Annotated in this window: 14 protein-coding genes and 2 pseudogenes; 5 read left to right on the top strand and 11 right to left on the bottom strand. The window is 65.0% G+C overall.

The window, feature by feature from the left end:
• Positions 1-250 precede the first annotated feature (250 nt).
• Together QFZ83_RS11965 and QFZ83_RS11960 are read left to right on the top strand one after the other, a co-directional pair.
• The gene (locus tag QFZ83_RS11965) at positions 251-454 is read left to right on the top strand and encodes a hypothetical protein (protein WP_307506477.1); all 204 of its coding nucleotides are present in this window, start codon (positions 251-253) and stop codon (positions 452-454) included.
• Entirely contained in the window at positions 412-921 is a 510-nt protein-coding gene (locus tag QFZ83_RS11960; protein WP_307512696.1) for a BrnA antitoxin family protein, read from the top strand. Before QFZ83_RS11965 ends, QFZ83_RS11960 begins: the two co-directional genes overlap by 43 nt.
• Positions 922-1,100: 179 nt before the next feature.
• Here the strand turns inward: QFZ83_RS11960 and QFZ83_RS11955 are convergent, their stop codons facing one another.
• Positions 1,101-1,274 carry a hypothetical protein gene (locus QFZ83_RS11955; RefSeq protein WP_307506474.1) on the bottom strand — a complete coding sequence of 58 codons (174 nt, stop codon included), beginning with the start codon at positions 1,272-1,274 and terminating at the stop codon, positions 1,101-1,103.
• Positions 1,275-1,654: 380 nt separating this feature from the next.
• On the opposite strand from QFZ83_RS11955, the gene QFZ83_RS11950 reads away from it, so the two are divergent.
• Together QFZ83_RS11950 and QFZ83_RS11945 are read left to right on the top strand one after the other, a co-directional pair.
• Positions 1,655-1,921: an antitoxin gene (locus QFZ83_RS11950; RefSeq protein ID WP_307506472.1), complete on the top strand. Its 267-nt coding sequence runs from the start codon at positions 1,655-1,657 to the stop codon at positions 1,919-1,921.
• Entirely contained in the window at positions 1,918-2,334 is a 417-nt protein-coding gene (locus QFZ83_RS11945) for a type II toxin-antitoxin system VapC family toxin (protein WP_307506468.1), read from the top strand. Before QFZ83_RS11950 ends, QFZ83_RS11945 begins: the two co-directional genes overlap by 4 nt.
• 762 nt (positions 2,335-3,096) lie before the next feature.
• Here the strand turns inward: QFZ83_RS11945 and QFZ83_RS11940 are convergent.
• The 9 genes and pseudogenes from QFZ83_RS11940 to QFZ83_RS11900 form a co-directional block, all read right to left on the bottom strand.
• A pseudogene (locus QFZ83_RS11940) lies at positions 3,097-3,234 on the bottom strand (short-chain dehydrogenase); the annotation flags it as partial.
• A gap of 293 nt (positions 3,235-3,527) precedes the next feature.
• The gene (locus QFZ83_RS11935) at positions 3,528-3,878 is read right to left on the bottom strand and encodes an RNA-binding protein (protein ID WP_307506465.1); all 351 of its coding nucleotides are present in this window, start codon (positions 3,876-3,878) and stop codon (positions 3,528-3,530) included.
• Positions 3,879-3,980: 102 nt separating this feature from the next.
• Complete coding sequence (locus tag QFZ83_RS11930) at positions 3,981-4,205, bottom strand: hypothetical protein (protein WP_307506462.1); 225 nt, start codon at positions 4,203-4,205, stop codon at positions 3,981-3,983.
• Between the two features lie 303 nt (positions 4,206-4,508).
• On the bottom strand, positions 4,509-5,030 hold the full coding sequence (locus QFZ83_RS11925; protein ID WP_307506457.1) for a type II toxin-antitoxin system HipA family toxin: 522 nt from the start codon (positions 5,028-5,030) through the stop codon (positions 4,509-4,511).
• Between the two features lie 43 nt (positions 5,031-5,073).
• Positions 5,074-5,709, bottom strand: a pseudogene (locus QFZ83_RS11920) (type II toxin-antitoxin system HipA family toxin); the annotation flags it as partial.
• Positions 5,710-5,799: 90 nt separating this feature from the next.
• Complete coding sequence (locus QFZ83_RS11915) at positions 5,800-6,123, bottom strand: helix-turn-helix domain-containing protein (protein WP_307506455.1); 324 nt, start codon at positions 6,121-6,123, stop codon at positions 5,800-5,802.
• Between the two features lie 326 nt (positions 6,124-6,449).
• Entirely contained in the window at positions 6,450-7,028 is a 579-nt protein-coding gene (locus QFZ83_RS11910) for a zincin-like metallopeptidase domain-containing protein (protein WP_307512694.1), read from the bottom strand.
• A gap of 77 nt (positions 7,029-7,105) precedes the next feature.
• Positions 7,106-10,672, bottom strand: coding sequence for a glycosyltransferase (locus tag QFZ83_RS11905; RefSeq protein ID WP_307512693.1), 3,567 nt, complete (start codon positions 10,670-10,672; stop codon positions 7,106-7,108).
• Between the two features lie 145 nt (positions 10,673-10,817).
• Positions 10,818-11,873: an AraC family transcriptional regulator gene (locus QFZ83_RS11900; protein WP_307506452.1), complete on the bottom strand. Its 1,056-nt coding sequence runs from the start codon at positions 11,871-11,873 to the stop codon at positions 10,818-10,820.
• 281 nt (positions 11,874-12,154) lie between these two features.
• Between QFZ83_RS11900 and QFZ83_RS11895 the strand changes: the two genes are divergently transcribed.
• Complete coding sequence (locus QFZ83_RS11895; protein ID WP_307506448.1) at positions 12,155-13,078, top strand: LysR family transcriptional regulator; 924 nt, start codon at positions 12,155-12,157, stop codon at positions 13,076-13,078.
• Positions 13,079-13,246: 168 nt separating this feature from the next.
• Here QFZ83_RS11895 and QFZ83_RS11890 read toward each other — a convergent pair whose 3' ends face one another.
• On the bottom strand, positions 13,247-14,125 hold the full coding sequence (locus QFZ83_RS11890; RefSeq protein ID WP_307506445.1) for a hemerythrin domain-containing protein: 879 nt from the start codon (positions 14,123-14,125) through the stop codon (positions 13,247-13,249).
• Positions 14,126-14,157: the final 32 nt, after the last annotated feature.

The raw sequence follows: 14,157 nt of genomic DNA, 5'->3' as shown, positions 1-14,157 counted from the left end.
GGTTCGAAGAGGAGCGCTTGGAATTCGTGTCCTGGATCGCCGCGAACACCTAAGCCGGCGATGTGATCAAGGGCGCCAGCGCCTGCGCAAGGTTCGTTGGGCTCGCGCCGGTATGGGCAAGCGGGGCGGGGTCCGAGTGATCTATTTCAACCGCAACGAACAGAGCGATCTGGTGCTGTTGCTGGTCTACGCGAAGGCTAAGTTCGCAACATACCGGCCGCCACCCTGGTGAAACTGAAGGAGTCCCTTGATGCCAAAGATTGACAAGGAAATGGCGCGATTCGAAAAGGATCTGCTCCACTCCATCGGAGAGATGAAGCGCGGCGAACACGCCGCCGTGCACACGGCCGAGCAGATCGTGGCACGAATGCGCGGTCGGCCGGTTGGCACTGTCAAGGAGACACCGAAGGTATCGACCACGATCCGTTCGATGCCGATCTTCTGGACGCGCTGAAGTCCGGCGGTCGCGGTTGGCAAACCAGAGTGAACGACGTGATCAGGTCCGTGTTCATTCCGGACACGCGCGAAGAAGCCGTCGCGCTCGCCCGCGACTTGGCCAAGGCTCCGGGGGAAAGGGCAAAGGCGCGGTCGGTGCGCAAGTCGTCGGTGAGAAGCGCGAAGCGATTCATCGCAGATGCGCCCCCTGGCCATCTTGGACAAAGTCCGCGGCTTGCACCTGGCCCGGGCAGACGAAGAGGCCAACCGCATGCCGATCAAGCCACGGCAGCGCCGGTCAGCGCGTTGTCGACGCGCATCGAACGGGTCACCCCCGCAGGAAGAAATGGCGCCCAAGTCGCTGGCGAAGGCGCATGCGCCCCGATGTTCGGCATGCCGAACGTCAGGTGCGCACGGCCCCGCTTGGCTACGCCTCAGTTTCTCCCGGGCCCGCGGACGCCGCGAGCGGGCGCAACGGGCCAGTAAGCCAGCGCGTGGGCTCCATCCTGCGGGCGCAATGCACCGCAGCCTCGGCTTTCTTCATCGCTCGGGACCAATGGTCCTTGGCAACAGCGCTCGAACTGTGCACTGGTGATCAGGCATACGGTTGAATCGGCCACGGCGGCAGGCGCAATCCCGTCTAGGCAGAGTTCGCGATCGCGTGTTTAAGTATCAGCGCTTCTTTTTCCTGAAATTGCTTGACGCTTTCGATCACCATCCTGACCTCGCCATTCTTGGGTGATGAAGAAGGGTGCGCCGTTCATCTCCAGGTCCTCGGAAACTTGTGCGGCGCGGCTTTTCAGATAGGAGATGGATTTGATGTTGGAGATGGACGGCATGTCGAACCTTGAACGCAATCGGGTCTCAATCTTTTCCGAATTTAGTCGGCATCAAGAACCTGTGCCGTTCGAAGGCGCCTGAGAAAAGAAAAAAAAGGGGTAGCAGGCACTTGCCGGCTGACCCTTATTTTTGTTGGTAGCGTACTGGATTAAAACCAGGGACCAACGAATTGAAGTCCATTGTTAATTTCGGCAAGTGGCGCTAGCGACCAACGGCGCCGCTCATTCGAGTCTTGTTCGGCCGCGTCCCGACCGAAGGCGTGACGGCGAAGATCCCGGTTGGCCCAACCCAATGTCACCGCATTGCGTGCCCCGCCGGACCTTGACTTGGGCAGGCGACGTAGCTACATTAGTAGATACATTACCTGCTGGAGTCCGTCGTGCAGCAATCCACCGCCAAACTCTTTGCCACCGGGGGCAGTCAAGCCGTGCGACTGCCTGCGGAATTCCGCTTCGATGGCACCACCGAGGTCTATATTCGACGCGACGACGCGACCGGCGACGTCATCCTGTCCACACGCGCACCCGCGCAGTGGCGCGCGTTCATGCAGATGCGGGAGCAACTAGGTATCGTGCCTCCAGACTTTCCGGATGCGCACGATCAGAGCGAGCAGTTGCGCGATCCTTTCGAAGGCTGGAAGGAATGACGCTGTACATGCTAGACACCAACGCCGCGAGCGAAGCCATCCGAGGCAACCCGGTTTTCGATGCGCGCCTGCAAGCCCTGACCCCGGGGCAATGGTGCATCTCCGCCGTGACCTGCTCCGAACTGAGATTCGGCATCGCCCGGCGTCCCGAGGCTGTGCGGCTGCATCGGATCGTGCAGGAGTTCCTGCGCATTGCGCCGGTCCTGCCTTGGGAGGTGCAGGCAGCGCTGCGACATGGCGATCTGCGTGCTCAATTGAAAGCGGGCGGTACGCCCATCGGCGATTTCGACGAGATGATCGCGGCCCACGCGCTGGCGGTCGGCGCCGTCATCGTCACGGACAACACGAAGCATTTCGCGCGCGTGCCTGGCCTGGTGCTGGATAACTGGCTTCGCGCGCCGACCGAGCGCTGAACCCGCGCCCGGCGATCGGGCCTTGGCCGGCCTTGCGCCAGATTACTTCGAAACGCACGATGTGCATGAACCGAAGAGCGATGCGAGGTGACCGAGCTCCCCGCTCGACCGGCGCCGGGCAGAGCACTCCCCCAAGGCACCGGGGTGCCGCGCCCGCATTCAATACCGCCTGGGCGTGCCCCCGCAGCCCCGTCGCAGCGCAGCGCTCAAGGCCGTCGCAGGCGTGCGGCACGCGCTGAGCACGCGCAGCGCGCGCAGGGCCTTGAAAGCGAGAACGAGGGGTAGCCTTGGGGCTCACAGGCAAGCCCTCCCCGCCCTTCACAAGCGCCGCGAAGGGCCCACGCCAATCCTGCCTCCAGGCGCCGCCGATCGAACCGCGCCCCATTCCGGGCGAACGGAACCGGACCGAGGCGTGCAAGGCGCCTGCTTCAGGCAGCGCAGGCGCGGCGGCTGGGCGAGTTGGCTTGGCTAGGCGACGCACCCTGCCGGAACTTGCTGCAATTGCTTCCGACGAGGTGAGGCTTCGAATACTGACGGCCAAGCCCGGGACGAAGCGATCGCGCGGCGGCCATCGCATGCAAGGGAAGCACCGAGCCTTGCGCCCGATGTCCCTGGCAGCCCCTTCGATCACCCCGGCGACTGCCTTCGGCTGGGTCGTGAAGAGCTTGCCTTGACTCTCGAACCGTGGCGCCAATGCGCCTGTAGACCAGCAGCGTGCCGGCGCTGGCCCCGCCCTTGCCGTAAACCGTCGGGACGGTCCCGCGATCGGGGCCGTGGCGACACAAGGAACGTGAACAGGTCGGCAACCTCTTGCGGCCTGGCAGGTCGGCCCTGCGGAATCCCGCCGAGCGATTGCATGACGATTCGCTTGCCGCCCTCGCAGTCCATGCCGGCCTGCTCGGCCAGAGCGTTGATGAATTTCGAGCCGACTGGGGCCGATCCTTCATCGTGATCCAGCACAGGAGGTGCGGCTTGCGCCAACGCTGTAAATACGACACAAGCGCACTGCTCTTGCAAGGCCTTCGCGCCTTCAAAATCGCTGATCTGCTGCACGTAGCGTGCAACGTGCGTCCCTCCACGGCACTCATGGCGAAAACTGCGTGGTGAGCGGGCAAGTATTGCGTCAGCGCTCGGCGAACGGACGAAAAAAAACCGGCTCAGGGAGGCCGGTTTTTCAGAAGACGTGACCCAGGTCAGTAACGACCACCACCAAAGCCGCCGTTGCCGTAGCCGACGTCCGAACGTTTGGCTGCGCTGTAACCGGTTGCGCTATAGCCACCCGAGCCGCTCCCCTCTTCGCGGGGACGGGCCAGGTTCACCACAATCGAGCGTCCATCCACGGACATCCCGTTCAGGGCGGTGATGGCGGCTTGGGCAACCTCGGCAGAGGCCATTTCTACAAATGCGAAGCCCTTGGAGCGGCCGCTTTCGCGGTCCATCATGACCTTCGCCGTAGAAACTCGGCCGAACTCGGCAAAGTTGCTTTCGAGGATGGAATCGGTCACCGAAAAAGGCAGGTTGCCCACGTAAATTTTGACGCTCATGGAAAGAGCCTTTCTGAATGAAGGTGCGCGACGGGTCGCCGCGACGGTGGAACTCCGATCTTCGGATCCGAAGTCCGCAGCAAATGCCGAAGTGCGTGAGATCTATGCCGGCAGGTAGCCGGCACTCAGCGAGTGCGGCATGCACGTTTGCAGCCAGGCCTGCGTGACGGCAAGAAGCCGGGCGGCTTCGCGTGAAGCAAAGGCTTTGTCGAGTTGGAACACTCGGCCTGAACTGCCGTCACTTTGAGATCGGTGGACCGAGAAAGAGGCGCGAAAACGGCCACAGTCGGTCGGATGTGTCGAGGGCGATACGACGAACTTGCCCATGGAAATGCCGATATTTGGAATCTAATTCATCCGGAATTCGCAGGCTTGAATCAACCTGCGCGAGCTAACGAGGAAATCGGTTGGCTGCAGCTCTACAGACCAACAAGGCGACGAAGGTCGCAATACGGAGCCTGCATGGGGATGAGCTCACCTCATGAACAGGAGTTGCAATAAGGCACGAATAAACCACTGCCGCTGCAACGGGCTCCATTATAACTTCGCCCGACAATAGAGGCCGATCATTGGTCCATGACATCCGGACCGCCCTCATCATGCACAACCTGTTTTCTGCCCGCCCCTGCATCAGACGGCAAACACGTTGGCTATCATCTGTACTTCACCACCAGGCAGGTCAAGCTGTGCTGCCCGGTCCTTCCATGTGGCCACGACCGCAGAGACCTCGTCAACGATGACCTGTGCAGCGGTTGTGTCGAGGCGGTAGTGCCCCGCCGTGTCCAACAAGGTCTGCAGAACCGGCGCCGCAGACTTGCCCTCCCATGTCAATGAATGGTCGCTTTTCGCGGGATTGGGGTTCAGGTCGAAGGCCGGGGAAAGCCGCCAGCCTGTGGGCTGCAAGATAAACCCATGGTTGCGCAGGTGGTCGTTCCTGTTCCCCACCAGCAGATTGAAGACGGCGCGCCGGAAAAGCTGGTGCATGTCCTCGGTCAGCCTCACCCCGCCGCAAGATTCAAGGGCCTCGATGAGGTGCAGGTAGCTCCCTCCTTCCTGGCCATCGCGCCGCTCGAGCAGCGTCATGGCCGAGGCATACATCCGGCGTCCCTGCGCGGCGCCTGCTGCGCCAGCCTGGCGATCGAATCGACTCACGCAGTAGGTGTGGTAGTGGTCGCTCAGCAGGACTCGCCTCGGGCATCACGATCCCGGCATCCCTGGCCAGAAGGTGGGTCAGGTATTCCCAGCTTCCCCAGTCGTACTGGTCGTTGTGTCCCGGGAATTTGGCCAGCCAGAGCGTGCCATCCTGCATGGTGAAGGTGGCTTTGGGTCGTGCGCCCCCCAGCGATGAGCCGGGTGCGATGAGCATGGAGAGCCATTTCCCGTACTCTGGCAGCGCCTCTGGTCGCGGGCCGTCGAGCCTCCTGGCGACCTCGGCCAGTTCGCGCAAGTCGGTCAGCGGGGGCGCGGGCAGTGGGCCGTCGTCAAGAAACGGCGCGCCGGGGCCGCGTCGGAATCGAAGCGCGCCGGCTCGCGTGAAATCGTTCACGCCGAGCATGTAGAACAGGTCGTTCGTGCGAACCATGGGCCTTTTTTCTTTTGCGGCCGCATGGGCTTCCCGACGCTCCATGAGCACGCGCCCCCACCTGTCCGGTGCGCAGTCCGAAAAGATGCCGAACCCCCGCCCCTCGGGAGCGTGCTGCTCGCCGGCGTACAGGGGCAGTTGCGGATCGATCTGCACGGCCTTCGGCGCATCCAGCCATGCCTTGGTGTACTCGAAGGAGGGTGCCAGGTCGACGCGTTCGCCCCCCGGAAACAGATTCCCGATATGCATGGCCGGGCCAAGCTCCGGCGCGTCCAGGTGGACCTCCAACAGGGGGCGGACCGCACGGGCGCTCTTCGTAGCCATGGGCTTACTTCCCGATCAGTTGTGAGGAGATCCGTTCACGCGTCCGCGGCCGCGCAAGGACGCCGAGTCTTGCAGCTTCCTGCCCAGCACGTCATCCCGCGCCACCGCATCGACGTCGCTTTCCAGGCCCAGCACGCGCAACGCCTTCAGATAGCTGCCCAGCGACACCGCAGGGTCACCTGACTCCAGCCGAGCCAGTGTGTTGCGCGAGATGCCCACGCGCTCGGCAAACAGCGTCGACGACAGGTCACGACGGCAGCGGGCCAGTTCGATGCGATGGCCCAGGCCGGCGGCGACCTTCGTCAAGGACATCGAAAGCGGATGCTGTGTGCGGGCCATGACTGCTCCATATCTAGAACAAAATGATAGTTTTTTGCTCATTCTATAGAGCACATCAAGCAACGTCTCATTGCTCGTCGTCTATATATTGATCAAATCATGGTCATATTGCTCAAGATATGGAGCAGTAAAGCCCCCAGTGAGCCCGACCTGGCCGGTTGGCGCAATGCGCATCGCCCACGGGTGCCGAGTGAGGTTGCGGAGGCGAAATCGATGACCAAGCGCACTTGAGGTCCCAAGCGCACCGGTCTACTTCGTGCGGTACGACCGACCGGCGGCATCGCCTCCGCAGCCCCTGCTTCTCGCAAGGACGCAACAGGAAGGCGTTACCGCGCCGATTTCCGCGTGCGCCGGCGAGCCGGAGACCGACGACGGCCTCCATGCGCCCTCCTCTCTCCCGGACCCAGCAAGGGTCGGCATCTCGCGCGCCACGATGAACGCGAAGGCTTCCTCCGCGAGCCGCGCTGCCGTGAAGATCGCCGTGCGGTCGCCGCGCAGCACCTGCAGCCAGGCGTCGATGTAGGCGCATGCCCCTCGACCGTGGCCTCGGCCAGCCCGCAGTGCCCCATCACGAACGCGCTGCCGAGCTCAGCCACCAGTTCCTCGAAGGCATAGGCCGCGTCACCGAAGCGGCGCCCGAAGCTGCGGTTCAGCCGCCCAGGACGGCCCGTCCAATGCACTAGCTCGTGCAGCGCCGTCGCGCACTGCGCCTCGGCACTCGCGAACTGCCGCGGCCACGGCAGTCGAATCTCTTTCAGCGCCGGCCGATACGTCAGCGTTGCAGGTTCCTCGCATTGCAGTGACCACCGAGCAGCCGCACCGCCTGGATCTGCGCCACGGCGAGCAGCGAGAACGACGGGGACAGCTGTGGTCCGGCCCGCACCCGAAGCCGTCGAATGGCGCATCCGACCGGTGACAACCAACTGCGCTCCATTGCCAATGCGCACCAGTGGCCATCATGGCGCGTCAATTGGTGACCTGTTCAGACAGTTCCTGAGTCCGCGGCACGCGGGATGATCGGAATCACAGGCGCTCGCCAAGCTCGCTGCGTGTCGATGACCCGCGCGACCGCCTTCGGCGCCTCGGCGATGCGGCGCAGATGGGGCAGCAGTTCGGCGGCCTGCTCATCGTAGCCGCGGATGAGCGACGCCTTCGCGCACTGGGCTCTGGAGGGCAGATGGTCGAAATTGGCCAGCACATCGTCGAGCGCTCGCCTGAAACCGCCGGTATCGCCGATCGCGATCACGCGGCCGTTCACGCCGTCCACGATGTCCTCGACCAGGCCGCCGGCGGCGGTCGCAATGACCCAGATGCCACGGGCCAGTGCCTCCCGCACCACCAGGCCGAAGCTCTCTTTCCACAACGAGGGGACCAGCACGACATCGACGCCGTCGTAGAAGTCGTCCATCTGCGCCTGCTCGAAAGGGGCGACGACATGTACCCGCCCCGACACGCGCCACTCGGCCGCATCGATGGAGGCTGCACCGGTGCGCAGGGCGATGTCGGTGATGGAGAGTTCGTAAGCCCGCCCGGGCATGCCCTCCAGGATCTCCTGGAGCCAGAAGTAACCCTTGTGCACCGCACGGCCGCCCAGATAGGCCAGCCGCAGCGGCGCGCCGGGGCGCCGTGCGGGGCGCGCTCGCGTGGGCAACGGCACGCCATTGCGGTTCACGACGATCTTCTGCGCCGCGACCCCATTCGCCACATAGAGCTCGCGCTGGAATTCGCTCGGTGCAAGCAGGAGGCTCGCCCGATCGAGCACGTCGCCGAGGAAGAACCTGCGCCTGAAGGTGAAGCCGCTATCCGGCACGCATTTGGAGCAGTCTCGCAGATCGATCTCCTGCTGGTCGCAGTAAACGCCGTCGCCCTTCACCATGAACTGCCGCTCGCACAGCCACCAGGCATCGTGCAGAGTGATGGCGTAAGGCACGCCGGCCTCCACGCACGCATGGGCCATCGCTGCGCCCAGTCGCTGAACCGAATGGAAATGCACGACATCCGGCCGAAACGACTTGAGCAGTTGCGCAAAAATCGCGCCCACTTGCGGATCGTCGTAGTCCAGTTGGCGCTGCGCATCGCCTGCGACCTGAACGGCGACCACCGGCAGTCCGTCGACCTCATAACGCACCACGCGGTAGGGCTCCAGGTCCGTCGCAAGGAGCGCGGTGAACACGGCGACATCGCAGCCGTCCGCCTTCAGGCGGCGGCACAACTGCTCCGCGACCACCGTCGCCCCGCCGAAGCTCACCGGCGCGAAGAGGACGTTCACTGCCAGCACCTTCAGGCGTGTGCTGGGAGCCGGCAGCAGCGGCCTGACCACCTCCTGCAGCTGTTGCACGGCGACCGCACGGGGGTGGTACCGCGAGAACACGCTGCGACGCGCCTCCTGCGCGATGCTGCGACGCAGGCCGCCATCGAGCACCAGCCGCGTCAAGGCTTCTTCCCATGCCTGGCTCGTTTCCGCGATCATCCCGGTGCGCCCATGTTCGATGGCTTCCCGAAATGGCGCCGTGCCCGAACAGATGCTCGCCACCCCGAGGATCGACGCCTCGATGAACTTGATGTTGCTCTTGGCTTCGTTGAACAGGCTGTCCTCCAGCGGAGCGATGCTGATCTGCCAGGAGGCCAGTGCGCGCAGGTAGTCGTCGTCCTGCAGAAAAGCAATCTGGAAGACGCGGTCCGAGAAGCGCCGGAATTGCGGCGGCAGTTCAAGCGGGCCGTGAATGACGAGTCGCACCTGAGGATGACGCCGCATGACGGCCAGCAGGGCGGGCGCGACGATGTTGAAGTCGCCGTCGTGGGTCTTGGAGCCGCTGCCATAGCCGACGGTGACGAAACTGGGATCGGCTTTCGGCGGATTGCGCCTGAGTTCCTCGGCCAGGGCGAGGATGCCCTCGTCCAGTGCGTTGGCGACCACGTGCGTCTTTCCGGGCACCACCTCGCCCATGCGACGCGCGATCGCAGCCGTGCTGCCGATGCCGTGCTGGCAATGACTCAACATCAGCCGGTACTGCGCGGTCGCGTCCCTCGCGGAGGCCATCCGATCCGGTTCGGCGCCCGATGCAAGCAGCTGCCGACGATAGGGCTCCCAATCGAAGATCAGGTCGTCCACGTCGAAGACCGTCGGCACGCCCAGTCGCCGAGCTTCCGATGCCATCAACACCATGTGCGATGCGGCAGGCACGCGATAGAAGATCACCAGGCCATGGAACGGCAAGGCCGCGCGGCATGCCTCGATGTCGCGCCAATTGACCACCGTGCTCTCCAGCCCCAGGTGCTCGAGCATCTCGACCTTCTGATCGACCCGGTAGCGCCTGCACGCGGGAATCGAGAGTTCCGCAACGACGAGAATGCGCGAACCGAGGCTTTGACGAGACAGTTGCGTGAGTGGTGCGAGCCAGGGACGCGGCCCGCAGGCCCTGCCCGTCGGCCGCGCGGGCGCAACCTGCGACGGCGCCGGCGCGCGCGCAGGCACGCGATTCGCCATCCACTGCTGCACAGGACGCAGCACTTTCGCCCGGTGCCGCTCATAGAATTCACCGCGCCACGTCCCCGCCGGAAATGCGTGCACGCGCAGCCTCCAGTAGAGCTGCACCAGCTGCCATCCCAGGCTGGCCTCGAAGGCGTCGAGGCGCACGGCTTGCGCCTCAACCGAGTCGGCAAGCGCGCGCATCTGCTCCTCGCGCCGTGCGAGCTCCGCATCCTTGTCGAGGGACTCGAAGTGTTCCGCCTCTAGCATCTCCTCGGCGCGCTCCCGCTTGGCGGTGACCTCGGCCGCATGGCCTTTGAGGCGTGCCAGCTCTTGGACGAGTCGCTGAACCTTGTCCTCCAAGGAGGCCTGGAGCGGGTCCTCCGTGCGTGGCCGCACGGACAGCACGCCCAGCCCGAGGCCCTGAGTGAACTCGAAGGCTGAATGGCCTCGCCGCACCAACGTCCACAGGCGGCGGAGCTTTCGCCCCGCGCCGATGCCGTGAACGATCACGATGGCATTGGCGCTGAGCTTGGGTCGCCAGGGGCTGAAATCCAGCGCGTACATCAGGGCCGGGTGGCTGGCATCGACATGCAGGACGTCGACGGTCCCCTCCTCGAAGGCCGCGGCCGCCTCCGCGTGTGTCGCAACGCTCAGGTCTACGCAGTGCCAGATCGTGTGGTTCCCGCATCGGTCCACACACTGCCTGAAACCGGTGCCTGCGCCGTCGACTCCTTCGCCCCCGCCCATGTCAACGGCGATGACAGGTTCGACATGCGCCAGCAGCGCGGTGACGAAAGCCGCGTGCACGCGCCAGCCGCGCGAAACCTCGGCGTGTGAAGGCAAAGAGTTCCGATGTGCCAAGGCGACGGAAGCGGTGAATGAGGGGGACGTGGACATCGGAAGACCTTGCGCATGCCAGCGGGCGGGCACGTGATTCTTTCTGGCTTCAGGCGCATGAACCACAGCCGAGAGGACTGCAATTGCAGCTTGGCGTTCAAAACCGACCGGGCTCGAGGCCAGGCTGTACGTCGGCAGATGTGGGCTCTCGCTCGAGACGGGCCCGTCCACAATCGCCATGAACTTCACGGCCGACCTCTTGTTCGAGCGCGGGGCCCGTGCAGGTGCGAGTGGAAAGGGTCAGGAAGTCCAGTTCCGTGTCGGGCTGGATACCGACCAGGTGACCGTCGAGCGGTGGCCGGTGCAGGAATTCAGGAGCCGGTCGTCAATCCGCGCGCTGCAGTTGCGCATGGCCGCGCGGCGATGCCCCCATCACGCGCTTGTAGGCCCGAGCAAGGATCGCACCGGTCGAGTACCCGACCCGGCCTGCCACTTCGTCGAGCGAGAGCCGCTGCTCGCGCAGCAGGCGTGCCGCAGCTTGCACCCGCCAATGGGCAAGGTAGCCCATCGGCGCAAGGCCCGTCTCTTGCCGGAAGCGTGTCGCGAACGTGGTGCGCGCCATGTGGCAGAGGCGGGCCAGAGACTCCATCGTCCACTGTTGCTCGGGCTGCGTGTGAATGGCATGCAGGGCGGGCAGCAGCCGTGCGTCGCGCCGCGCGGCGGCGGACTTGGTCTCGACCGGGCCTGACGCGCCCCATGCGCGTGCGCCCGGCGCAGCCGGCACGTCGTGCCGCAACTCCTGCAGCACGATGTGACGGATGAGCGCATTGACGGCCTCGGTCATGCCGACGCCGCGGCCGCCGTGCGGGACGCTGCACAGCCAGTGCAACAGGTCGGCCATCGGCGCCAGCCAGGGCAGCGCATGGCCGCGGCGCCGAAGGTGCACCACATCGGGCAGCCGCGCGAGCAGCGGCGCTGCCTGCAGCAGTTCGCTGTAGAAGAAGCTGCCGCTGACCATCGTTGACGCGTCTGGGTTCACGGGGCCTGCACCGTCGGCGGAAGCCTCCAGGTCAACGGCATAGGTCCGCCCTTGGCGCGCCGACTGGCGCGCGATGACCAGCGGGAACGACAACGGTGTCAGGTCAGCCGTGTCGAAGACGCGGTGCGCGCCGCCGCGAGGAAGAAACAGCACATCGCCGTGTTCGACCTGGACGGGCGCACTGCCATCGCGCATCTGGAACTGGCAGTGCTGGCCTGCGAAGACGTAGAGCGGTGTGCGTCTGCGGCTTTCGATGCCGACTGCGAATTCGCTGCCGAGGCGGACCTGGAAATGGAGGATCGGCTCGAAGGTCCAGGCTTCTACCAAGGCGTCGTAGCTGGCCGCCCCATGCGCACGCGCGGCACGAGCGCCCATGCCGTTGTGTGCCGACATCTCATGCATGGCGCGCTCCAAGGCGGCGGCCAAGACGCGGATTCTCGAAGGTCCACGGGCGCCGCGTGAATGAAGCTCGGGCTGCCGGCCCGAAGCCCCGATGTGACAGGGTGTGCTTATGCATTGGTGGTCATGGTCATTGAAAAAAAAGCCCGTCGTCGCAGATGCGAAGCGGACGCGGATGGGCGTACTTTCATCGATCGAACGTTCTGACCGTTCCGATGCGCAGCCGGCACTTTAGGAAAACGTTTCCCGCATTGGAATTCCAATTTTTGTGATACCGTTTTTGAATGACCAGATCCATCAGCGCGAGGCAGCTGCAGTGCTTCCTGGCGGTGGCACAAGAGCGCAACTTCCGACGCGCCGCCGAGCGCCTTGCGATCACCCAGCCGCCCTTGTCGCGCCAGATCGCCGAACTGGAAGCAGCGCTCGGCGTGCGCCTCTTCGATCGCAACACGCATGGCGTGCGGCTGACACCTGCCGGCGAGGTCGCGCTACGCCGCTTCTCATCGCTCATGCACGAATTCGATGCCGCGATCGCCCATGTGGCACAGGCATCTCAAAACCTGCCGCGTCTGCGGCTGGGCGTGCTGAACTGGGTACAGCTGCGCGGCCTCGCGGCGATGGAGCACGCCTTGGTGGAGGGCGGCCATGCAAGTGGCGTGGACGTGCGGACCACGACCACCGCCGCGGCCGTCTCGGCCCTGCGAAAGAGCGACCTGGATGCGGCCATCGTCCTGTGGCCGGCATCGATGCATCGCCTGCGGGGAGATCTCATTCACCAGGTGCCGTTGATGGCCTTCGTGCCAGCCGCGTCGGCGCTCGCGCGCAGGCGAGCCATCGCGTTGCGCGAGCTGCAGACGATGCCGCCGTTCTTCCGCTTCACCCGCGCCGAGAACTCGCGCATGTACGACGAGTTCACCCGGCAGTACGCCGCGCATGGCTTCATTCCCGAGGAGGAAGCCGGGGCACCCGATGCGCTGCATGTGTTCGCGCAGATCGGATCGGGGCGAGGATGCACGTGCCTGCCAGCGCCCTTCTCCCTGCACCGCTATGCCGGCGTGCAGCCGCGGCCGCTGCGCGAACAGATCATGGTCCCGCTGGTGCTGTTGACGTCATCGCGGGTCAGCCAGGAGCTCCACGACACGTTGGTCGGCGCATCTGCCACGATGCTGCGCGCGGCGCGGAACGAAACAAGCGGGCCCGCTGCGTGACGGCGGGCCGGTCGGCGGCCCGCTCAACGCCGGGTCCTCAGGTAATCCCGTCCGCATCGGTGAGGGCCGGAAGGCACCCCGTGGGCCGCATCGCCCATCCACGAGATTGGTCGCCGGCGATCCTGGGCGCCCTGCCGGTGGCAGCAAGCGGCCCAACGGTGCCAGCCGTCATCCGGCGGCGTCCGCGAATTCTGCAACCCGTCGGGGCTCTGCCGAGCTCGACGCGAGCGCTTGCCAGGCCTGCGGATCGAGCGCGCCGCGAACGGCCTGCAGCACCGCATCGATGACCGGCGGCGGCGCCGTCGCACGAAGCTTGCGCATCAGGTGCGCGCGCTCCGCGGGGTTCATCGCCGGCAGCATCCATCGCATGATGAAGATGCTCTGCTCGGGCTCGATGGACGCGACGAGCTCATCATGGAGCGCCTCTATTTGCGCATCCGTGTAGTAGGCCCACAAGGTGGCGTTGTGGGTCGTTTCCTCGTGGTGCAGGTGTTCGAGGTTGTGTGCGACAAAGAGTGCGACGCCGCGGTAGAGCTCCAGCAACGCTGCGGCCCTCTGCTCGGCGGGACTCTCGGGCAGCTGCCGCGCAGCTTTCTTGAGCTGCTCGATCGCCTGCTCATGCAGCGTGTGGTCGATGACCGTTGCGCTGCTGGTGCCAGGCGAGCGCGCTTCGATCGCCGGATGCAGGAATTCGTTCTCGTGATGCGCATGCGAGCGGCAGAACTCGAGCATCTCCAGAAGCCGTTCGGTTGTCGCCTGGAGTGCGGCGGCGTCGCTGGCGTCCGTGCGGCCGAGCGCGAGGAGCGTATCGGCCATCAGGGCGCGCAGGCCCTTGTGAACGGCGGCGTAGGGATCGAAGCGCGGCGTGCGGCCGGCGGGTTGGCCATTCATGGAATTCCCCTTGGTGATATGGCGGTTGAAAAGAAGCGTTCGATTCTTCCGGCGACATGCCTGAGCGGCCAGAGCTGCATCCCGCGAAAACAGGGCCGAGCGTTCGGGATCGCGCACCAGATGTCCTGAAGGGACGTAAGGCTGCGAGATCTGCATGGACGGCGGTGGGCCGCGCGCACTTCCCCGAA

Source organism: Variovorax sp. W1I1 (assembly GCF_030815625.1).
Taxonomy (GTDB): Bacteria; Pseudomonadota; Gammaproteobacteria; order Burkholderiales; family Burkholderiaceae_C; genus Variovorax; species Variovorax paradoxus_C.
The sequence above is the reverse complement of the archived record's forward strand: the minus strand, read 5'-3'. Positions and strand labels throughout refer to the sequence as shown.